17 protein-coding genes are annotated in these 21,776 nt (G+C 72.4%); 11 read left to right on the top strand and 6 right to left on the bottom strand.

Annotated features, from left to right (window positions below):
* Positions 1-75: 75 nt before the first annotated feature.
* The 3 genes from Pmi06nite_RS07480 to Pmi06nite_RS07470 are packed head-to-tail and all read right to left on the bottom strand — an operon-like array spanning position 76 to position 4,747.
* Positions 76-1,143: an ABC transporter substrate-binding protein gene (locus Pmi06nite_RS07480; RefSeq protein ID WP_203952146.1), complete on the bottom strand. Its 1,068-nt coding sequence runs from the start codon at positions 1,141-1,143 to the stop codon at positions 76-78.
* Positions 1,144-1,154: 11 nt separating this feature from the next.
* Complete coding sequence (locus tag Pmi06nite_RS07475) at positions 1,155-3,047, bottom strand: ABC transporter ATP-binding protein (RefSeq protein ID WP_203952145.1); 1,893 nt, start codon at positions 3,045-3,047, stop codon at positions 1,155-1,157.
* Positions 3,044-4,747, bottom strand: a complete 1,704-nt coding sequence (locus tag Pmi06nite_RS07470; RefSeq protein ID WP_203952144.1) for an ABC transporter ATP-binding protein — start codon at positions 4,745-4,747, stop codon at positions 3,044-3,046. The genes Pmi06nite_RS07475 and Pmi06nite_RS07470 overlap by 4 nt, the downstream gene beginning before the upstream one ends.
* 154 nt (positions 4,748-4,901) lie before the next feature.
* On the opposite strand from Pmi06nite_RS07470, the gene Pmi06nite_RS07465 reads away from it, so the two are divergent.
* From Pmi06nite_RS07465 to Pmi06nite_RS07435, 7 genes are all read left to right on the top strand, one after another.
* The gene (locus Pmi06nite_RS07465) at positions 4,902-5,594 is read left to right on the top strand and encodes a response regulator transcription factor (RefSeq protein ID WP_203952143.1); all 693 of its coding nucleotides are present in this window, start codon (positions 4,902-4,904) and stop codon (positions 5,592-5,594) included.
* Entirely contained in the window at positions 5,591-7,153 is a 1,563-nt protein-coding gene (locus Pmi06nite_RS07460) for a sensor histidine kinase (protein WP_203952142.1), read from the top strand. Before Pmi06nite_RS07465 ends, Pmi06nite_RS07460 begins: the two co-directional genes overlap by 4 nt.
* A gap of 41 nt (positions 7,154-7,194) precedes the next feature.
* Positions 7,195-7,728, top strand: a complete 534-nt coding sequence (locus Pmi06nite_RS07455; RefSeq protein WP_203952141.1) for a hypothetical protein — start codon at positions 7,195-7,197, stop codon at positions 7,726-7,728.
* Positions 7,725-8,873, top strand: coding sequence for a peptidoglycan-binding domain-containing protein (locus tag Pmi06nite_RS07450; protein ID WP_203952140.1), 1,149 nt, complete (start codon positions 7,725-7,727; stop codon positions 8,871-8,873). Before Pmi06nite_RS07455 ends, Pmi06nite_RS07450 begins: the two co-directional genes overlap by 4 nt.
* Positions 8,870-9,601: an ABC transporter ATP-binding protein gene (locus Pmi06nite_RS07445; RefSeq protein ID WP_239113743.1), complete on the top strand. Its 732-nt coding sequence runs from the start codon at positions 8,870-8,872 to the stop codon at positions 9,599-9,601. The genes Pmi06nite_RS07450 and Pmi06nite_RS07445 overlap by 4 nt, the downstream gene beginning before the upstream one ends.
* Complete coding sequence (locus Pmi06nite_RS07440) at positions 9,595-10,851, top strand: ABC transporter permease (RefSeq protein ID WP_203952139.1); 1,257 nt, start codon at positions 9,595-9,597, stop codon at positions 10,849-10,851. The genes Pmi06nite_RS07445 and Pmi06nite_RS07440 overlap by 7 nt, the downstream gene beginning before the upstream one ends.
* Before the next feature lie 183 nt (positions 10,852-11,034).
* Positions 11,035-12,039, top strand: coding sequence for a helix-turn-helix domain-containing protein (locus Pmi06nite_RS07435; protein WP_203952138.1), 1,005 nt, complete (start codon positions 11,035-11,037; stop codon positions 12,037-12,039).
* A 42-nt stretch (positions 12,040-12,081) separates the two neighbouring features.
* On the opposite strand, the gene cobF is transcribed toward Pmi06nite_RS07435, so the two are convergent.
* Entirely contained in the window at positions 12,082-12,912 is an 831-nt protein-coding gene (cobF, locus tag Pmi06nite_RS07430) for a precorrin-6A synthase (deacetylating) (RefSeq protein ID WP_203952137.1), read from the bottom strand.
* A 52-nt stretch (positions 12,913-12,964) separates the two neighbouring features.
* Positions 12,965-15,322 (bottom strand): M48 family metalloprotease, encoded by a 2,358-nt coding sequence (locus Pmi06nite_RS07425; RefSeq protein ID WP_203952136.1) that lies wholly within the window; start codon positions 15,320-15,322, stop codon positions 12,965-12,967.
* A gap of 146 nt (positions 15,323-15,468) precedes the next feature.
* On the opposite strand from Pmi06nite_RS07425, the gene Pmi06nite_RS07420 reads away from it, so the two are divergent.
* From Pmi06nite_RS07420 to Pmi06nite_RS07405, 4 genes are read left to right on the top strand one after another with little or no spacing between them, the layout of a single operon-like run.
* On the top strand, positions 15,469-16,245 hold the full coding sequence (locus Pmi06nite_RS07420; RefSeq protein ID WP_203952135.1) for a Crp/Fnr family transcriptional regulator: 777 nt from the start codon (positions 15,469-15,471) through the stop codon (positions 16,243-16,245).
* Positions 16,246-16,282: 37 nt separating this feature from the next.
* Entirely contained in the window at positions 16,283-16,849 is a 567-nt protein-coding gene (locus Pmi06nite_RS07415) for a hypothetical protein (RefSeq protein ID WP_203952134.1), read from the top strand.
* Between the two features lies 1 nt (position 16,850).
* A complete protein-coding gene (locus Pmi06nite_RS07410) occupies positions 16,851-19,748 on the top strand; it encodes a CHAT domain-containing protein (protein ID WP_203952133.1) in 2,898 nt (965 codons plus the stop codon).
* Complete coding sequence (locus Pmi06nite_RS07405; RefSeq protein WP_203952132.1) at positions 19,745-21,136, top strand: hypothetical protein; 1,392 nt, start codon at positions 19,745-19,747, stop codon at positions 21,134-21,136. Before Pmi06nite_RS07410 ends, Pmi06nite_RS07405 begins: the two co-directional genes overlap by 4 nt.
* A 17-nt stretch (positions 21,137-21,153) precedes the next feature.
* Here Pmi06nite_RS07405 and Pmi06nite_RS07400 read toward each other — a convergent pair whose 3' ends face one another.
* A complete protein-coding gene (locus Pmi06nite_RS07400; RefSeq protein WP_203952131.1) occupies positions 21,154-21,726 on the bottom strand; it encodes a hypothetical protein in 573 nt (190 codons plus the stop codon).
* Positions 21,727-21,776: the final 50 nt, after the last annotated feature.

Raw genomic sequence — 21,776 nt, 5'->3', positions numbered from 1 at the left:
CCGCGATCGCGGCCCGGCCCCTCGTGGTCTCCCTGCGCCGGAGGCGAGGCTCAGGGAGACCGGCTCATGGGAGTGTCAGGAGGCGGCCTGCTCCACCGGTGTCGCGGGGTCGCCGTCCACGGCCGCCGCGAGTTGCGGAACCAGCCTGTCGAGCGTGTACGGCAGGCTCAGCACCGACACGAACGAGATGGCGTTGCCGTAGTCACCGGTTTCCTGGATGTAGACCTCACGGCCCTGCTTGACCACGTTCAGGTCGCCGTACAACTTGTCCGCGTGGAGGGTGGCCGCGTCCTTCGTGGGGTCGGAGACGATCCACACGATCGCGCCGGTGTCGAGCAGGTCGGTGCGCTCCTTGCTGATGTTGGCGCCGAACTCGTCGCCGACGACCGCGTCAAGACCGGCGGGCAGCGTGAAGCCGAGCGAGGTGAGCACCCGCGAACGGCCGTCCTGGCTGCCGTAGACGAAGATGCCCTCGTACGGCGTGGCCATCACCGCTGTGGCCTTCGCGAAGTCGGGGTGCTCCTGGTGCGCGGCGCTGAAGCGGGCCTCGACGTCCGAGACGAGCTTGTTCGCCTCGGCCTGCTTGCCGAGCGCGGTGCCGATCGTCTGGGTCTGCTGCTGCCACGGGATGCCGTAGTCGGCGAACTGCGCGGGCTGGGCCACCACGGGGGCGATCTTCGAGAGCAGCTCGTACTGGTCCTTCGTCAGCCCCGAGTACAGGGCGAGGATCAGGTCGGGGCGCAGCGCGGCGATCTTCTCGATCTGGGGCCCGGTGCCGGTGTCCTTCAGCACGGCAGGCACGGCGGAGGAGCCCAGCTTGTCGGCGGCCCACGGCCCGATGGCGCCCTTGTAGCCGCCGATCCACTCGGTCGTCCCGACCGGCACCTTGCCGAGGGCCAGCACGGAGTCCTGGTCGGTCAGGCCCACGGTGACGATGCGCTGGGGCTCGGCCGGGATGGTGGTCGACCCGAACTTGTGCTGGATCGTCACCGGGAAGGCGCCGGTCTGCGGCGTGGAGTCCGAAGGCTGCCCGGAGGCGGAGCCGGTGGTGCCGGAGTCCGAGCCGCACGCGGCGGCGCCGAACAGGAGCAGGGCGGAGGCCAGTCCCACCGCGAGCCGGGTGCCTCTCAGGGAGCGGAACATCAAAAGACCCTTCATGTCGATTTCGGATTCGTTGCGTGCCGGGGGGCGTCGTTCGGGGGGTGAGGGGAGCGAGGAGGGCCGGGCGGGTGTGGCGCGCGGGTGTCCGACCACGCCTCCCAGAGCGCGGCGTAACTTCCGCCGCCGGCCCGCAGTTCGTCATGGGCGCCGATCTCGACGATCCGGCCGGCGTCCATGACGACGACCCGGTCGGCGGTCGCGGCCTGGGTCAGGCGGTGCGCGACGACCAGGGCGGTGCGGCCCTCGATCGCCCGGTCCGCGGCCGACTCCAGGGCGCGTGCCCCCGTGCTGCCCGCCTCGGCCGTCGCCTCGTCGAGCACCGCGACCGGTGGATCGGCCAGGACGAGGCGGGCGAGGGCGACCTGCTGGACCTGCGTCGGGGTGAGGCGGTGGCCGCCCTCGCCCACCACGGTCGCGATGCCGTCGGGCAGCGCCTCGGCCCAGTCGAGCGCGCCCACGAGGGTGAGCGCCTCCCGGAGGTCGTCGTCGCCGGCGCCGGGCCGGGCCAGCCGGAGGTCGTCGGCGAGGGGGCCCGCGAAGACGTGCACCTCCTGTGTGACCAGGGCGACCGGGCGGCCGTTGCCCGCGGATGGGGCGACTGCCAGCCGTACCGACCCGGTGGCCGGCCGGTGCACCCCCGCGATGAGCTTGGCGAGCGTGGTCTTGCCCGCGCCGCTCGCCCCGACCAGCGCCACGCGTTCACCGGTCCGCAGGACGAGGTCCACGTCGTGCAGGACGGGCCGGCCCGGTTCGTACGCGTGCCCGAGTCCGGACACCGTCACGGCCGCCTGATCGCCCGCGCGCCCGGCCCCGTGCTCGGCTGAGTGCTCATTCTCGTGCTCGGATTCGGGCCCGGCGTCGTGTTCCCCGGAAGGCGCTGCCGCCACGCCGACCAGTCGCGCGAGGCTCGCGCCCGCGGACTGGGCGTCGTCGATCAGCACGAGCGCCGAGTTGATCGGGCCGAACAGGCTGTGGAAGTACAGCGCGGCCGCCGTCGCCGTCCCGATGGACGCGGACCCGCTGCGCACCAGCACGAAGCCGGCCACCAGGACGGCCGCCAGGCCGGTGTACTCGGCGACGTGCAGCCGGCTGTAGAACCGGAGCACCAGTTGCACGCCGCGCATCGTCAACTCGACCGCCGACCAGGAGCGCCGGGTGACCTGGTCGATGTGCTCGGCCTCCAAGCGGAACGCGCGGACCGTGGCGGCGCCGCCGATGGTGTCCAGCAACTGCTGTTGCTGGGCGCCCGCGGCCACGCGCTGCCGCGCGTAGAGGGGGACGGCGTTGCGCACGTACCAGCGGGCGGTGTGCGCCTGGATCGGCACCGCGAGCAGCGCCGCCACGAGGAACCGCCAGTCGAGCACGGCCAGCGCCACGAGCGTCAGCACGATCGACAGCAGTGAGCGGGACAGCTCGGGCAGTGCGGTCCGCACCGCCTCCGCGATCTGCGAGACGTCGGCGGTCACCCGTGCGGTGAGGTCTCCGGAGCCGGCCTTCTCGACTCGTTCCAGCGGCAGCCGAAGAGCCCGGTCGACGAAGCGCTCACGCAGCCGCGCGAGCACGGTCTCCCCGAGCCTCGAGACCAGCGACAACCCGAGCGCGGTGGTGACGCCCTGCACGACCGCGACGACACCCAGCAGCACCACAGGAAGCGTGATAGCCCCGGCGGGGTGCCGCTCCGCGACGAGGTCCACGATGCGCCCGAGCAGCGGCTGCGTGGCCAGCCCGACGGCCGTCGCCCCGACCATCACGGCGAACCCCCCGAGCAACAGCATCCGGTGCGGGCGCAGCAGGTCGCGCATGGCGGCGCGCGTCTCGGCGGGGGTAGCGGTCGGCAGGAGGTAGCGGGAAGGCTCGCGTGCCTCAGATGAGGCTGGCGTCGTCATGCCAGCACCGCCGTCCGGTAGGCGGCGTGGCGCTCGACGAGGTCGGCATGCGGAGCGGTGTCGGCGATCCGGCCGCCGTCCAGCAGCACCACCCGGTCGGCGACCGCGAGCAGAGCGGGGCTGGTGGTGACGAGGATCGTGGTCCTCCCGCGCCGGATCTCGCGGACACCGGTCGCGATGCGCGCCTCGGTGACCGCGTCGACGGCGGTGGTCGGATCGTGGACGACGAGCACCGGGCGGTCGGCGGCCAGGGCCCGGGCGAGGGCGACGCGCTGGCGCTGTCCGCCGGACAGAGAGCGTCCCCGCTCGCTGACCGTCGCGTCACCGCCTCGCGGTACGGCCAGGGCGACCTCGTCGGCTCCGGCGGCGGCCATAGCCGCCAGGGCGGCTCCCGGATCGGCCGCGGCCGGAGCGGCGGCGGTGACGTTGCCGTGCAGGGTGCCCTCGAACAGGTCGGCGTCGTGCTCGGCCACCAGCATCGCCATGCGGATGTCCGCCGGATCGAGGTCGCGCAGCGGCACGCCGTCGAGCTCGATCACCCCCGTGTCGGGGTCGGCCTGCCTGCTCAGGCAGCGGAGCAGGGCGGCGGCGTCCGCCGGATCGGTCGCCGCCACGCCGAGCACCTCGCCGGGGGCGACGTCGAGGTCGATGTCGCGCAGCGAGCCGTGGCCGACTCCTCGCAGCCGCAGCGCACCGCTGAGCCGCTCGGGCAGCCGCGCGTCCCCGGGCACGACGTCGGGCGGCGCGGCGAGGACTCCGGCGATGCGCGCGGCGGACGCCCTGCCCTGGGCGAAGTCGGCGTTGACCCAGGAGAACACCTCCAGCGGGCCGAGCAGGAAGAGCGCGAGCCCCACCGCCGAAACGAGCTGGCCCAGGCTGATGTCGCCGTCGATGGCGAGCCGTCCGCCCACCAGCGCGACGACGGCGATGAAGACCCCGGTCAGGGTGAGGACCATGCCGTTCTGCACGGCCTCGGCCCGGGCCGCCCGCAACGTCGCGACCAGCGAGTCGCGGCTGGTGCGCCGGTAGCGGGCCACGGCGGCGGACTCCGCCCCGATCCCCTTGAGGACGCGCAGCCCGGCGACCAGGTCGGCGGCCACGCCCGACGCGTGCGCGGCACGCTCCTGCTCGGCCTCGCTGCGCCGCTCGAGGGGCTTGCTCAGCAGGTGCCCGGCCCACAGGAGGACGGGGGTGCCGACCAGGACGACCAGGCCCAGCGGGATCGAGATCCGCAGCAGGACCACGGCTCCCACGAGAAGGCCCATGAGCGCGGAGAACCCGAACATCACGGCCATGGCGACCGTGCCCACCCGCTTGGCGTCCTCGGTCGCGATGCTGGTCAGGGCGCCGGGGAGCCTGCCGTTCTCCGCCCCGCCGCGCGGGTCCACGACGCGGGTCACGAGTTGTACGCGCAGGACGTGCGCGGCCTGTTCGGCGGCGCGTTCCCCGGCGCGCGCGCCGAACCGGAAGCTGAACGACAGCCCCACGTAGACGACGGCGAGCACGGCCAGCCACGCCAGCAGCGGGGTCACCTCGCCACCGGCGACGGCCTGGTCGATCACGACGCCGATCAGGACGGGGACGAGCGCCTCGCCCGCCTGGTGCCCGGCTCCCAGGAGCGAGCCCAGGGCGACGTCGCGTCGCTGTCCGCTGATCACCTGCCTCAGGACGTCGCGTCCCGAGGGACCTGAACCACCCACCCGCACTCCTTCAGGCCCGAGCAAAATTTAGGTAAGGCTATTCTAAGTAAGGGTTACCTGACCAGCCGGGTTCACCGCGCCTTCAACGGGCCGGATCTCGCGTGCGACAGGGGCTTTGAGCGGAAATTGAGGATTCTCAGGTAGACCCTGAGATATGGATCGGGCCGCCAAGGTTCTCGTCGTCGACGACGAGCCGAACATCCGCACGCTGCTTTCCCAGACGCTCCGCCTGGTGTCCTTCGAGGTGAGAACGGCCGAGAGCGGTTCTCAGGCGCTGACCGCGGTCAGGGAGTTCGAGCCCGACATCGTGATCCTCGACGTGATGCTGCCCGACTTCGACGGGTTCGAGGTGGCACGACGGCTGGGGGAGGTGCCCGTGTTGTTCCTGACGGCACGGGACACGGTTGAGGACCGGGTCCAGGGGCTGAGCATCGGCGCGGACGACTACGTCGCCAAGCCGTTCAGTCTCGAGGAGGTCGTCCTGCGGATCAGGGCGATCCTGCGCAGGAGCCGGGTGGCGGAGCCGCCGCAGGGCAACGTTTTGTCCTACGCCGACCTGGAACTGGACCCGGATGCCCACGAGGTGCGGCGTGCCGGGATCCTCGTCGACCTGTCGCCCACCGAGTTCAACCTGCTCGCCTACCTGCTCGCGAACGCCGGCCGGGTGGTGAGCAAGACCCAGATCCTCGACCGGGTCTGGCGGTACGACTTCGACGGCGACTCCAGCATCGTCGAGTCGTACGTCTACTACCTGCGCAAGAAGATCGACAAATGGGATCCACCGTTGATCCAGACCGTGCGCGGGGTCGGCTACACCCTCAAGCTGCCACGGAAGGGCGACTCGTGAGGGGCCCGGGCCGCTGGACGGTGCGCACCCGGCTCGTGGTGGCCGCCGTCGCGTTGACCGGTCTCGCGCTCGTGCTGGCGAACACGGCGGGGCTGGCCCTGCTGCGCGGCTATCTCATGGACCGGCTCGACGACCAGTTGAGCGCCACCACGGGTGTCGCCTCCTCGGGTCTGGTCGCTCTGGCCCGGCGGCCGCCCGACGGGCTCGCCGCTCCGGGAGACCCGGGGGAGGCCGGCATCCCGGTGGAGAAGAAGATCGTCGCACGGATCGTGGGCGACCGGGCGATCTACTTCTTCTCCCCGGACGGAAAGCTGACCGGCGGGTTCCCCTCCCAGCCCATCAGCGGACCGGATCTCGGCTCCTTCGAGGAGATCCGCAGAGGCGAGCCGTACACGGTGCCCGGCACGGACGGGCCGTCCTGGCGCGTGATGGCGATGGACGTCCCCGGCGGGGGGACGATGGTGACGGCCTCGTCGATGGCCGAGATCGAGGCCATCCAGAAGTGGCTGCTCGCCATCGACGCCGGAGTCATGGCGGTGGTGCTGTTCCTGCTCGGCCTGGCCGCGGCCGCGCTGGTACGGCTCGGCCTGCGCCCGCTCACCAGGATGGAGGAGACGGCGGGGCACATCGCCGCGGGCGACTTCGGCCGGCGCGTCCCGGCGGACGACCCGCACACGGAGCCTGGCCGCCTCGGCATCGCGATGAACGTGATGCTGGACCGCGTCGAGAGGGAGATCGCCGCGCGGGCGCAGTCGGAGGCGCGCATGCGCCGGTTCCTCGCCGACGCCTCTCACGAGTTGCGCACGCCGCTCACCTCCGTGCGGGGCTTCGCCGAGTTGTACCGCAGGGGAGGCACCCCGCCGGGGCCGCCGCTCGACGAGGCCATGCGCAGGATCGAGGACGAGGCCGGCCGGATGGGCGTCCTGGTCGACGACCTGCTCACCCTGGCTCACCTGGACGAGGAACGTCCCATGGACAGCCATCCCGTCGACCTGCTGGAGATCGCCGCCGACACGATCCGCGACGCCCGTGCCCGGGTGCCCGACCGGCAGGTACGGCTGGCCGGCCTGGGCCCGTCGCTGGCCCCGGTCGTGGTGGTGGGGGACGAGGCGCGGCTCAGGCAGGTTCCGGCCAACCTCGTGGCCAACGCCCTGGCGCACACGCCGCCGGACGCGAAGATCACGGTTCGGGTGGGCGTCGCCGAGGCCGCGTCCGCTCCGGCCGTCGCCGTGGGCGCGGGGCGTGCCGGGCTGATGGGGGTCATCGAGGTGTCCGACACCGGGCCGGGGATCCCGCCGGCCCATGTGCCGCACATCTTCGAGCGCCTCTACCGCGTCAGCCAGAGCCGTTCCCGCGCCGAAGGCGGAGCCGGGCTCGGGCTCGCCATCGTGGCCGCGATCGTCCGGGCGCACGGCGGACGCGTCGAACTCGCACCCTCCGGCACGACGACGGGCGCTGAGAGGGAGGGTGATGCGGGCGCGGTGTTCCGCGTCCTGCTGCCGCTCGACGCCTCGCCGGGGGAGCAGGAAGATCCGGACTCTGATGGTCCTCCGAGGTAGCTCCGGGCCGGCTCCGATGGGCGCCGCGCACCATCGGGCTCATGCGAAGAACACTTGTGGCGGCGGCGCTTCTCGCGTTCGCCGTCGGATGCGGACAAGCCGGCGCCTCGCCGGGCGTGGCCTCGGTCAAGGGCACCGAGACCGCGTCGCAGGCGAGCGCCTCCCCGGCACCCTCGGTGGACCCCGCGGAGCAGGGCAGGAAGTTCGCCCAGTGCATGCGCGACCACGGCGTGGACATGCCCGATCCGGAGACCGACGGCAAGGGCGGCATGCGTATACGCGTGAACGCGGGCAAGGGCGGCGAGGCGAAGGTCGAAAAGGCGATGGAGGCGTGCCGGAGCCTGAACCCGATGGGTGAGAAGGGCCGCGAGATCTCCCCCGAACAGCAGGAACAGGCTCTCGCGTTCACCAAGTGCATGCGGGACCACGGCGTGGACATGCCCGATCCGGACTTCAGCGGCGGCGGCGTGAAGATCACCGGAAGAGGTCCCGGGTTCAGCCCCGACGATCCCAAGTTCCAGGAGGCCTCAGAGGCCTGCCGGGACAAGCTGGGCCCGATGGGAGGCCGACCGTGACCGAGACCCGCGAGACGGAGGCGGAGGGGGCCGCCCGGCACACGGTGGACGCGCCGCACGACGAGATCGGACCGCCGGATGGGCCGGTCCGCCGCCCGCGACGGCGCAGAGCGGTGAGGACCGCCGCGGCGACCGGCGGCGCCGCGCTGCTCGCGGCGGCCGTGGCCGCCACCGCGATCGGCGTGGGGGGCGAGGGCGGCACGGCGGTCGCCGTGCGGACGCCCCCCGCGACGGCCACGGTCGAGCGGACGACGCTGACCGAGACCAAGGAGGTCGACGGCACGCTCGGGTACGGCGACACGGCCACCGTCACCGGCCGCGGGCAGGGCACGATCACCTGGCTCCCGGCTCCGGGCGCGACGATCACCAGGGGGCGCGCGGTCTACAGCGCCGACGCCGACCGGGTCCCGCTCCTCTACGGCGTCACGCCTCTCTACCGGATCCTCCAGAACGGGATCGAGGGCCGGGACGTCAGGATGCTGGAGCAGAACCTGGCCAAGCTCGGCTATGACGGCTTCACCGTGGACGACGAGTTCACCTGGGCCACCCGCGAGGCGGTCGAGGAGTGGCAGGACGACCTGGGCCTGAAGGTCACGGGGCAGATCGCGCCGGGCGACGTCGTCGTCCACGACGGCCCGCTCCGGATCGCCGAACTCAAGGCCGCGCTCGGCGGCCAGGCGGCCGGGCCCGTCCTCACCTACACCGGCACCACCCGCGAGGTCACGATCCCCCTCGACGTGGCCGACCAGCACCTGGTCAGGAAGGGGATCAAGGCGAGCGTCGAGTTGCCGGACGGCGCCACCGTGCAGGGCACCGTGACGAGCGTCGGCAAGGTGGCGACGGAGACCACGACCCAGGACGAGACGACGACCACGGTCGACGTGGTCGTCTCGGTGCGCGACGACGGCGAGCTCAAGACCTACGACACCGCTCCCGTGGACGTCACCATCGTCTCCGCGAAGCGCGAGGACGTGCTCGTCGTCCCGGTCGGGGCCCTGGTCGCGCTGGCCGAGGGCGGGTACGGCGTGCAGGTCGTGGAGGGCCCCGCCACCCGCTACGTCGCGGTCGAGACCGGGATGTTCGCCGACGGCAAGGTCGAGGTGACCGGGGTGGACGAGGACGCGACCGTGGTGGTGCCCTCGTGAGCCGGGACGGCGTCACCACGCCCGAGGCGGCCGGCGGGCCGTACATCGTGGAACTCGCGGGCGTCAGCAAGGTCTACGGCGGCGACGTGGTCGCGCTGCGCGGAGCCGGGACGACCATCCGCTACGGCGAACTCGTCGGCATCGTCGGGCCGTCCGGCTCGGGGAAGTCGACGATGCTGAACATGATCGGCACGCTGGACCGGCCCACGGAGGGCACGGTCCGGATCGCCGGCCACGACGTCGCGGAGTTGTCCGACCGGGAGTTGTCCGCCCTGCGGGCCGGAGTGATCGGCTTCGTCTTCCAGCACTTCCACCTCGCGGCCGGAGTCCCCTCCCTCGACAACGTCGCCGACGGACTGCTCTATTCGGGTGTCGCCCTGCGCGAACGGCGCGGACGTGCCGCTGAGGCGTTGCGCAGGGTCGGCCTGGGACATCGGCTCGACCATCGCCCGCATGAGCTCTCCGGCGGCGAGCGGCAACGGGTGGCGATCGCCCGCGCCGTCGTCGGCGACCCTCTGCTGCTCCTCGCCGACGAGCCCACCGGCAACCTCGACTCCTCGTCGGGTGCCGGCGTGATGGGGCTCCTCCAGGAGCTCCATCGGGGCGGGACCACCGTGGTGATCATCACGCATGATCGGGACATCGCCGCCGGGCTGCCCAGGCGGATCGAGATGCTCGACGGCCGTGTGATGGAGGACTCCCGGGTGAGGCGGGTGGCGGCATGCTGACCACGGCGCAGAACCCGGCGGAACCGATCCCGGGGCACCCGCGGGGCGGGCGGTCCGGCAGGCCGTCTCCCGCGCGGCTCCGCCCGCGTGACGTGATCAGGGTCGGCGGGGCAGGGCTGCGGGCCCGGCCGTTGCGGGTCTTCCTGTCGGCGCTCGGGATCGCGATCGGCATCGCCGCGATGATCGGGGTGGTCGGCATCTCGGCCTCCAGCCAGGAGAAGCTGAACCGCCAACTCGCCGCGCTCGGCACCAACCTGCTCACGGTCTCGCCGGGCCAGACCTTCTTCGGGGAGAACTCCCACCTGCCGGCCGAGGCGGAGGGGATGATCGGCCAGATCGCCCCCGTCACCTCGGTGACCGCGATCGGCGCCACGAGCGCCAAGGTCTACCGGAACGACCACATCCCGGAGGGCCAGACCGCCGGCATCTCGGTCCAGGCGGCCAGGCTCGACCTGCTCGCGGACGTCGGTGCGACGGTCGCCAGCGGCGCCTGGCTCAATCAGGCCACCCAGGGCTTTCCTGCCGTGGTCCTCGGAGACAAGGCGGCCGACCGGCTGGGGGTAGCCGAGGCGGGGCCCGACCAGCGGGTCTGGCTCGGCGGCCGGTGGTTCACCGTCGTCGGCGTGCTCGCGCCGGTGCCGCTCGCCCCCGAACTGGACGCCTCCGCGCTCGTCGGCTGGCCGGTCGCCGAGGAGCGACTCGACTTCGACGGCTACCCCACGACGGTCTACACCCGGGCCGAGGAGGAGCAGGTCGTCGCGGTGCGGGACGTCCTGGCGGCCACCGCCAACCCGGAGAACCCCAACGAGGTCGAGGTCTCCCGTCCCTCCGACGCGCTCGCCGCCAAGCAGGCGACCGACGCGACGCTCAACGCGCTGCTGCTCGGCCTGGGCGGAGTCGCCCTGATCGTCGGTGGGGTGGGCGTGGCCAACACCATGGTCATCTCCGTGCTGGAGCGCCGCGCCGAGATCGGCCTGCGCCGGTCCCTGGGCGCCACACGAGGGCAGATCCGGTCCCAGTTCCTCGTCGAATCCCTGTTGCTGTCGCTGATCGGCGGGGCCGGGGGAGTGCTGCTCGGCATCGGCGTGACCGCCGCTTACGCCACGTCCCAGGGCTGGCCGTCCATCGTTCCCGTCTGGGCGATGGCGGGCGGCGTGCTCGCGACGCTGGTGATCGGAGGTGTCGCCGGGTTCTACCCCGCGGTCCGCGCGGCCCGCATGTCGCCGACGGAGGCGCTCGCGTCCCCCTGAGGCTCGCATCCCCGGCACGCCGGCCCTCTCCCGGCCGGCGTTCCGGGCCGTAAGCTCATCGGCAAATGGCGCGTAATTCCTTCACCTTTACCTTTATGCAAATAACAATCTACTTTGCCGGAAATTTGGTAATGGGTGAGATGCACCCACCCTTAATTCTCTTTTTGGATTTAACGTGGTGTGGTGGACAGTGGAAAGCTTCTTGGTGAGTACTTACAAGCGCGGCGCAAGCTGGTGACTCCCGATGAGATCGGGTTGAAGCATTCCGGCCGCCGCCGGACCCCCGGTTTGCGCCGGGAAGAGATGGCCTATCTGGCCGGTGTCAGCACCGACTACTACAGCCGCCTTGAACAGGGGCGGGAGCGCAATCCCTCGGACCAGGTCCTCTCGGCGCTCGCACGGGCGCTCGACCTCGACTCGGAGTCCGCGCAGCACCTGTACGCCCTCGCACACCCTCGGACGCGGCGCGGCACGCCGGCCAGCCGGGTGGAACGCGTGAGCCCGATGTTGATGCGGTTGCTCCGGGGCTGGAACCACACACCGGCGCTGGTGCTCGGCCGGTGGATGGACGTTCTGGCCACCAACCAGATAGCCGAGGCGCTCTATGACGGGCTGGCGCACAACGACAATCTGATTCGGATGGTCTTCCTCAATCCCGAGTCGCGCACGTTCTACTCGGACTGGGAGAAGGTCGCGTATCACAAGGCGGCGCACCTGCGTGCGGCGGCGGGCACGGACCCGGACGATCCGTTCCTGCCCGAACTCGTGGAGGAGCTGTCCGAAGAGAGCGACGAGTTCCGGCACCTGTGGGCCCGGCATGACGTGCATTTCAAGAAGCACGAATCCAAGGGTTTCCATCACCGCGACGTCGGCGACCTGACCCTCATCTGCGAGTCCTTCACCGTCAATAGCGCTCCCGGCCAGCAGCTCATGATCTTCCAGGCCGAGCCGGGAAGCCTGACGGAGAAGGCCCTGGCGATGCTGGGCAGCCTCAGCTCCCTCGACGTCAGCATGAGCGACTCCCTCGTGCCGTCCCCCGCGAGGGCGCCCAGGGCCCCCGTCGCGAAACCTGTCACGGTGCCCGCGAAGGCGCCCGCCACGGTGCGGGGTCCGGCCGTGCGGGACTCGGTCGAGCCGGAGATGAAGGAGATGAACGCCAGGCACGCGATGTGGCAGAAGGCCTGGTGACGGATCCTCGTCGCAGGCCGGGCGACGGGCCGGCCCGCGGCGTCACACTCTGCGGACTCCGCCGCGGCCTCCGGCCTCGGGAGCACGCCGCAGCAGGTAGGTGTCCATGATCCAGCCCTTGCGGGCGCGCGCCTCGGCACGGGTGCTGCGGATCCGCTCGGCGACGTCACCGACGCGCCCCGATATGAGGATCTCGTCGGGAGTGCCGAGGTAGGCGCCCCAGTAGATGTCGATGTCGGCGTCCCCGGGGATGTCCGCGAAGGCACAGTGCGCGTCGAGCATGACGACGACGTCGCCGGCCTCGTCCGGCTCGCCCGGCCGGTCGGTTCCATCGGCGATCGCCCGGGCGAGACGGCGCCCGGTGGTGATGTGCAGGGGCCGGGCGACGCGGGTCAGGCTGACACGGTGCCGCGCGGCAAGCGCGGACACGCTGCTGACACCGGGGATGACGGTGTGGCCGAACCGCGCCGAGCCCCGGGCGAGCACGTCCTCGAGGACGGCGAGCGTGCTGTCGTAGAGGGACGGGTCTCCCCAGACGAGGATCGCTCCGGTCTCGGTGTCGCCGAGATCGTCGAGGATGAGCCGTTCGTAGACGTCCGCCCGCCGGGACCGCCAGTCCTCCACGGCTTCGGTGTAGGCGTCGCCGGTGCGGTCGCGCTCGGGATCGCGGGCCTCGACGAGCCGGTACGGCTCTCGCGCGTGCGTGCGGATGACGTCCCTGCGCAGACGGGTCAGGTCGTGCGCCTCCGGTCCCTCGCCGGATCCCTTGTCGAGGACGAAGAACACGTCGGCCGCCGCGATGGCCTTGACCGCCTGCAGCGTGAGGTGGTCGGGATCGCCGGCGCCGATGCCGATGACGAGGACTTCTTTCATAGCCAGAGTCTGCGCCGTCCGGCCGAGACGAGGCCGGGCCGGGTCCCTCGGTTCACGGGGCGGTCCGCACGTCGAGACGCGCGGTGAAGTCCAGTGCGGGGGAGGCGAGCAGATCGGCCGCGGAGCCGTCCGGCTTGCGGGCCCACGACGCGTTCATGACCGCCGGGCTCCCGCGGAGGTCGATCGTGCCGTTTATCTCCGTGGCCACCGATCCGCTCGCGGTGACCTGTTCGATCGGCAACCAGAAGGTGACCTCGTCGCCGATGCGGAGCCAGCCGCCCTGGCCGGGGCGCAGGTCGGATCCGCCCGTCAGGTCGGAGAAGGTCAGCCGGCCGTCCTCGTCCGCCCGCCAGACGCCCGCGCCGAGCCTGCCCGCCGCCCGCGCCTTCCAGCCCGGATCCCCGCCCTGCTGGTCGAGCCGTGCGAACGCGGTGATCCGGAGGTCGGCAGGCAGGGCCTGCCCGGTCCACGGGCGGTCGTCGACCAGTCCGGTCCGCTCCGTCGCGGGCTCGGTGACGGGGTCAGCGGCCGGGTCAGTGGCGGGCCCGGTCGCCGGGCCTGTGGCCGGCGGCGCGGGAGCCGCCGCGGAGGAGGCCGGGCCGCTCGACGCGACGGACACCTCGCCCGCCGTGCCGGTCGCGAACCCGCCGGCGACGAGCAGGCCGGGCACCAGCGCCGACAGCAGATAGGGGGCGAAACGGTGCCGGGAGGCGCGCAGCGGCGCCCAGATGCGCAGCCACAGTGGTGCGATCAGCGGCCAGTTGAGGAGCAGCGCGGCCATTTCCGCCAGGAGGGTCCGGACCGAGGACAACTCCTCGGGAAGGCCGCCGGCCACGACCTGCACGGCCTCGGTGAAGGAGGATCCGTTCAGCATCCGGGCGAACAACTCGTAGACCGTGATCGCGATGAGCCGTACGACGAAGGCGAGCGGCCACAGCGCCGCCAGAGCCGCGGTGCCTCCCGGCCAGGAACGCGCGGCCCATGATCGCAGCCGCAGCGGCGGATGGCTGAGCAGGCCGAGCAGCCGGCCGATCACGGGCCCGGCCGGACGGGCCGGGCCGAGCGCGCGAGCGAGCGCGGCGGGCCCGGCCACGCTCATCGCGTACCGGTCGGCGCTGAGTTCGGCGACCCACAGGCCGGCGACCGGCAGGATCAGGCTGATCGGGACCGCGACCGCGACGTACAAGACGGAGTTGAGGACCGGCGACGTCCCCGTCCCGCCCACCGCGAGATAGACGACAGCCGGCACCAGGGCGAGAGCCGCGAGGGCGACGCCCCAGGTCCTGACGAACCATGCGAACGGGCTGGCCAGCCCGACGATCAGATGGTCTCCCTGCCGCAGATGGGCGACCTCGTGCAGCAGTACGGCCTGTGCCGCGTCCCTGTCCCGGCTCCATAGGCGTACCAGCGGCGGATAGACGGCGACGCGTGCCTCCCTCCATCCCACCGGATAGACGCGGGCCAGCCGATCGTCGCGTTCGCCGAGCCGGAGTCCGGCGGCGGGGGCGTGGCGCCGCACGTAGGCGGTCATCTCGCCGATCACCGGGTCGTCGCTCGGCTGGAGCCGGTGGCGGCGTTCCGCCCAGCGGCCGCGCGGGCCTGGGAACAGCACCCCCAGGATTCCGGTGAGCAGCAGGAGCGCGGGGAGGAACTCCAGAAGGCCCGCCGCGGTCAGGATCGCCGTCCCGGCCCGCTGGACGTTGGCCGCCAGATAGCCGACCAGCGTGGCCATGCCGGCGACGTCGTCCTGGAAGCCCTCGACAGCCGAGGGGACGGACGGGGCGAGGACGCCGAGGAAGTAGAGCCAGAGCCAGGGCGGCAACATCCATCCAGAGGTCTCGCCCGGCGCGGAGGGCAGGGCGCTCCCGGCGGGAGGGCCCGAGGGCGGGCTGCCCGCGAGGGCCCGCAGGAACGCCTCGATCTCGGCGGGGCCGCGGTCCTGCTGGAAGATCAGCTTGAGGGTGTCGTAGGTGAGTTCGTCCGCCCGGTCGGCGGGGATCCCCTGCGCGGCCAGCCGGTTCCGCAGTGCGTCGATCGTCTGGCCGAGCGACGGGACGGCGTCGGCGGAGGACGGCGCGGCGCCGTACCCGTGGGGAGCCGCCTGGGAGGGGTCCCGCGCCGGACGTCCGGCTCCGCGCATCGCGATGAGGACGAGCAGGTTGGCCATCGGATGGCTCGCGAGCAGGCCGAGCAGGTCGCCCGCCACCGCGCGGAGGCCGTCGAGGATGATCGGCAGCTCTCCCGGGCCCGTGCCGCCGAAGCCGCCGGGCTCCGGCGCGGTGGTCCGCATGAGATCACGGCGGCGGCGTCCCCCCGCCACGTACGCCGTGCCGACGCGCTCCGCGGACGAGGCCTCATGGGGCGCGAGATGCTCGGCGAGATGCCGCGACCAGGCTGCGACGGCGTCCATGGATCCTCCAACAGGGCTGGGGGGATCGCCCGGAGAGATCGTGGCACCGATCCGCGGGAACGGTCCAGTATTTCTGTCACATGGGCCACTTATTGCGCTATAAACGGGATCGTCACCCCCTGGCGGCCTGAAGGCGGAGGCAGGAAATGGCCACACCGACGCCGAGGCACCCCCACGGCCCGCGGAGGCTGGGACCGTGGCCGCCCGCCACGCTGCTCGGCTCGCTGGAGCCCCGGATACGTGAGACGTTGTTGTCGCTCGGCACGTTCTCGCAGGTCGTCAGCGGCGAGACTCTGATCATGGAGGGCGATCCCCGGACCAAGGACGTCTTCCTCATCGTCCAGGGCTACATGAAGGTCGTCAGCAACAGCGCGGACGGCAAGGTGGTCCTGCTCGCCATCCGCTCCGACGGCGACCTCGTCGGCGAGCTCGCCAGCCTCGACGGCAGCCCGCGAGTGGCGTCCGTGGTCACGGTCGGGCCCTGCTTCGTCCGCAAGATCAGCCAGCGGGACTTCCTCGGTTTCCTCGCGGACCACCCGGACGTCGCCCTCGCGGTCAACGCCAACGTCGTCGGGAAGCTGCGGCACGCCACCTGGCACCGCATCGAGTTCGGCACGTCGCCGATGCCGGTTCGCGTGGCGCGTGTGCTGATCTACCTCGCCCAGCGGTACGGCGAGACGACGGCCGAGGGCGTCCTGATCGGTTCGCTGACGCAACCGGAGCTCGCCGCCATGATCGGCGCCCGGGAGCACAGCGTGCACAAGATCCTTCGTTCCATGCGCGAACGCCAGGTGATCGCGACGAGGTACGGGCGGATCCTCATCCTGGACAGCGCGGCGTTGTACACGGACGCCGGAATCAGCGAAATCCCGCCTGAATACGGGGTCTGGCCGTCTTCCGGCCCGCAGAGTGAGGAGAACTGACGAGATCACGCCTGCTCGCCCTGTATTCGGAGGACGTATGGACGGCCTGGACCCGGTTCGGCGGCTGTGCGTGGCGATGGGAGCCGAGACGCCCGCGCAGGGGGACGCGAGCGGGCCGCTCGTCGACCTCGCGGAGGGCGCGAGCATGGCCGCGGGCCTCGACCAGGTCACCTTCCAGGTCCTGCCCGCGGGCATCCTGCTCGTGCTGAACTCGGGGGTCAACGAGCCGCGCGTCGTCGCCGACCTCACCCGTGAGCTGCACAACGGCCTGTGGCGGCGGAACCGCCGGGGGGCCGGGACGGCGAGGTTGCGCTGTCGCATCGCGTTCCACCAGGGGCTGGTGAGGCTGACCGACGAGGGGTTCGAGGGTCAGGCGGTGACCGTGGTCGGCGATCTGTGCGCCAGCGAGCATCTGCACGCGGAGCTGGGCGCCAGCCCCCGGAGCGACCTCGCGATGATCATCTCGGGACAGCTCCTCGACGAGCTCGCCTATCCCGAGTCCGCCGACCTGCACCGGGGGCAGTTTCGCCCCGTCACCGTCGCGCTCACGGCCGCCATGCCCGGGAGGTCCCTGCCGGCCTATGTGTACGCCCTCGGCGGGTGACATGGCCGCCGACGGATGGAGCCTGATCGGGCACACTCCCACGATCACGCTCGCCGAGCCCGCCCGAGCACCGGACGGAGGGCCCCCAGATTGGCGCGAGGTCGTACCTCGCTCGCGGGATTCCTTCCTGACACGCCTGTTCACCGGTCTCGAACTGCGCCTCCGTCCCGACGGCTCCGCCGAGGCGCGGCTGGGCACGGGCACGCCGCTGGCCGGCACCTGGCGGTCCCAATCCGGGCACGTGCTGGTGACCACTCAGGCAGGCGACGGGAGCACGCTCGACGGTCTTGTCCCGGCTGGTGACGCTCGGGGTGAGTTCGACGCGGTCTACACCGGTCGCGGGCGCGTAGGCGGTGTCATCGCCCACGTCAGGCAGAGCCTCGTTCCGCACCAGGGACCGTCGTCCGGTCAGGAGCCGGCACAGGAGCCGGTACAGGAGCCGGCGCAGGAGTCGCAGCCCGGGCCGCCGCCGGAGCCGCAGCCCGGGCCCCCGGTTCCGGCGGGGATGGACGAGTCCGCCGCGGTCAGGGAGCTCAGGACGCGATTGAACCGGGCCTCGCTGCGCGGCCGATGGCTGGGCGCGCTGGGACCGGTCGAGAGCCTGGTCGTCACGGAGGCGGAAGGGCTGGTCGAGAGGGGGCAGGCTCTCGGCGGGGGGTTCCTGCGGTTGGCGCGCGGTACGGACGTCGCCGCCGGGCTGGCACCCGGCCCGGGAGGCTGGACCCTCGTGGTGCTGGTGCGCGCCCCCGAAACCCTGACCGGATTCGCGGTGGAGGACCGGCCGGCGCTGCGGCGTCTCGGCGCCGACCTGTTGACCGCGGGGCGGCACGCGCAGGCGGCGCCCGTGCTGGACCTCGCGGCCGAGTTGTACGGCCATGACCCGCCGCGGGGAGCGGCGGAGCTGATCGACCGGCTCGGACTGTCCGACGCGCGGATCCGCTGCGCCTTCGCGGAGTCCGCCTACGCGCGCCTGCCCGGGCTGCTCGTGACCGCCGCCGAGTCGCGCAGGGAGCTCACCCTCGGCCCCCGGGCCTTCAATCCCTGGCTGGACGCGCTCCGCTTCGTCAGGTCGTCGGCCGAAGCCCTGAACGAGACGCTCGTCCGGCTGGCCGACCTCACCGACGCGCACCGGCGCAGGCCCTGGCGGGGGAGGACCGGGCCTCCCGGCGCGGACGCCCTGCACGCGGCCGCGGAGGCGTCCGCCGCGGCGACCGGGTCCATGTGCGCGGCCCTCCGCGAGATCGGTTCTCACCTCGACGGTCCCGAGGCCGTCGAGGCGTCGTCGGAGCACGCCGACCGCCTCCTCGCCAGGGGGCAGGAGACTCTTGGCGCGGCGGCACGCCGGCTCGCCTCCGCCGGGCCGCCGGATCCGGGAGCAGAGGCCGCCACGCCACACGAGACGGTGACGCTCGCGATCCGCGACGGCGTGGAGACGCTCGCGCTGCTCCGCGCCCACATGCGCCGGTCCGATCCGGCGTCCGCCGCCCGGTTCGTCCGTGAGCAGGCGCGGCAGGCGTCGCACATCACCGCCGGTTACGTGGAGACCTGGCGGGCCCTGCTCGACGATGCCTGGGAGAAGATCCTCTCCACCGACATGGCACTGCCGTTCTACGAGCGCATGGTGACGCTTCTGCTCGACCTGGACCTTCCCGAGGACGCCCTGGCCGTGTCCGAGATGTCCAGGGCGCGCGCGTTCGCCGACGCCCTTCACGCGGCCGGCGAGGCCGATGAGGAACCGTCGCGCGGCCTGATCGGGGCCGGACCGGTGGATCGGACCGCGCTGCTCGGCCTGCTCACCTCGCACGAGTCCGCCGTCGTGGAGTACTTCCTGTCGGGTGACCTCCTCGCGATCTGGGTCTGCTCCCGCGGCGGTCAGGTCACCTCGGTCACCCGAAGGATCGACCGCGCACGGCTGGCCGAGGACGTCGCGGAGTTCGGACGGCTCGCCCGCACCCCCCGGCACGACGCCGGATCGCGTACGGCGACGGCCGGCGTGCTGAGCCGCCTCGGCGCCGTGTTGTGGGACGTCATCCCGGACGGCCTGCTGCCCGCCGACCCCGACGAGCCCGTCACCGTCGTCCCGCACGCCGAGTTGTTCCGCGTGCCGTTCTCCGCCCTCATCGACGGCTCCGGCTCCTACCTCGTCGAGCGGCACGCGATCAGGGTGCTTCCCGCGCTGGCCCTGACCCCGGACCTGACCTCGGACCTGACCTCGGGCCCGGTCCCGGGCGGGCCGCCCACGCTCGTGGCGCTGGTCAATCCGTCGCCGATGGCCGAGGGAGAATCTCTCGACTGGACCGAGCGGCGTTTCGGCGCCATCACGAGCATGTACGGCGAGCACGTCCTCCACACCGGCCCCGCGGCCAGCGTTGCGACGTTGCGCGAGGTCGCGGGGCAGGGAACCGTGTTGTACTTCGGCACCCACGCCCGTGCCGTACCCGACCTGCGGGGCGATCCGCTGGCGTCCCATCTGGTGCTGGCGCCGTCCGCGGGCCACGACGGGATCCTGCACGCCAGAGACGTGCCGGCTCTCGGCATCACCGCGGACCTGGTCATCCTCGCGGCGTGCGAGACCGGTGCGGGCGCGGTGACGGCGGACGGCGTCATCGGGCTCAGCCGCGCCTTCCTCACCGCCGGGCCGACAGGGCTGATCACCACGCTCTATCCCGTCGGCGAGAGGGCGAGCCTCGAGCTGATGGCCGACTTCCACGAGAGCTGGCTGCTCGACGGCCGGGAGCCGGTGAGCGCGCTCCGGCACGCCCAGGCCCGAGCCGCGTCGTCGCAGCGGGCCTCCGCCCGGGAACCCCACCTGTGGGCGGCGTTCACCTTCTTCGGCCTGGGTTCCCGCACCCCGGCCGGCGTCCCGATCCGAACCCCGAACACGGAAGGCACCCCATGACCGACCAGACAGCCGAACCCCCTCTGCCTGACGGTGAGATCCTGGCGCGTTCCGACCTCTACGGAGCCGAGCAACTCCTCGGCCCGGGCACGCAGCGTCCGCGCGAGACCGGAGTCGACGTCGCCCGGCCCTACGTCTACCTCGTGCCCGACGAGATGCTCTCGCCCGCGCTGCGCAGCCGGGCCGCGACCTCGGGTGTCCGGCACTACGAGGTGCTGTTCGCGTTCGACCTCGACGAGTTGCCGCCCGATCGGCACTACACGGGGCTGCGGTTCGAGGTGCGCCTCACCGACGACGACGCGCTCGCGCTCCGCCTCGGTGCGGGGGAGGGCGCGCTGGAGGACATCGTCGGCCCCTGGCCCGCCACGACGCCCGCCACGACGCCCGCCACGACGCCCGCCACCACCGCCTCGACACCGGGCACGGCGGGGAACGGCGCGGAGAGCACCCCGGCGGAGGGCAGGTTCAGGAGACTCGTCAACCGGCTGCGCAACGTCCCCGGCGACCCGGAGCCGCGGGTCTTCGGCGCGCAGCGGCCGGCGTTCGGGTTCACCCTCACAGCGGATCCCGGGCGTCCGCTGGCCCGGCGTTCGTACGGCCTGCGTGTGCTGCTGGAGTTGCCCGGCGACGTACCGGATCTCGCCGGCAGCCTGTTCGTCGGCACGACCATCAGCCGGGTGCGGCGGACCTGGTCGGACGTCTTCGACGCGACCCTGGCGACGGCGGAGCCGTTCAGCGAGGTCCTTCCCGGGGTGACCGGATCGGCGTCCCGTCCCGTCGCTGGCGCCGCCGTACGCCTGTGCGTGGCGACCGACATCGAGAAGTACAGCCGGTTCACCGACCTCGCCGCACTGCACGCCCAGGAGCGGCTCGTGGCCGTGCTGACGGCCGCCCGGCGTAGGGCGGGCATCGACGAGACCAGCGTGGACCTGCAGGAACAGGGCGACGGGCAGTTCGCCGTGCTGCCACCCGGCATCGAGGAGGCGAAGGTCATCCCCGACCTGGTCAGGGCGTTGCGGATGGAGTTGCACGACGTGAACGCCGACCTCAACGCCGACGCGGTCCTGCGGCTACGGGTCGCCATGTGCAGGGGCAACATCCGGCGCGGCGCCAACGGCTACGTCGGCGCCACCGCCATCGCCGTGCATCGCATGCTCGACGCGCCGACCGTCCGCGCGGCGCTCCAGGACGAGACGGCGGCCATGCTGGTGTTCGCGGTGTCCGACTCGGTCTTCATGGACGTCATCGCCCCGGGGAGCGGCGACCTGGATCCCGCGGACTTCCAGCCGGTGACCGCGAAGCTGCTGGAGAAGGGCTTCGAGGAGAAGGCGTGGATCCTCGTGCCGCCGCCGCTCAGGAGGCCGAAGGAGCCCGGCCTCCCGCATTGACCGGCCGCCGGCCCGCGTCACTTGCGGCCGCGCCCCCAGGTGAGCCCCCAGTCGTAGGCCGCGTCCATCGCCCGGTGGCCGCGTGTGAAGTAACGGACCTCCCTGCGGATGCGGAGTTCGCCGCCCACGTTGCGCAGCAGGAACATGGCGCACACCCGCGCCCGCGGGTCGGACTCGTCCAGATTGACCTCGACCGGCGGGCCGCTGACCGGATATACCGTGACGACACCGTCCGCGGCCGCCCAGTTGGGCACTCCGTCGTAGATGTAGGCGAACACGAGAATCCGGCGGATCAGCTGCACCTGGGACATGTCGATGGTCATGCTCTCGCCCTCGGGGCCGCCCCTCCGCTCGTCGCCGTCGTGGGCGATCACCGGGACCGCGGCGTTCCGGGGCGCGTTGAACTTCCCGCCGAAGGCCTGGACGCAGCCGCGCGAGCCGTCCGCGAACTCCCACAGACAACACAGGTCCAGGTCGATCGGTGTGGGGCCGGCGGCGTTCCAGTTGAGGGTGACGCGCATCCGGCCGGCCTCGGCGGGAAGCGACATCCTCGGGGCCTCCTTGGTGAGCACGACCCGGTAGTCCTCCATCGTCGTCCCGCCTTTCCGTCGCGGTCGTCGCCGCGGCACTTCGGTCGGCC

Origin of the sequence: Planotetraspora mira (assembly GCF_016863275.1) — a bacterium.
In the GTDB taxonomy this organism is placed as follows: Bacteria; Actinomycetota; Actinomycetes; order Streptosporangiales; family Streptosporangiaceae; genus Planotetraspora; species Planotetraspora mira.
Note: the sequence above shows the minus strand (reverse complement) of the source record. Positions and strands in the feature narration are given on the sequence as shown.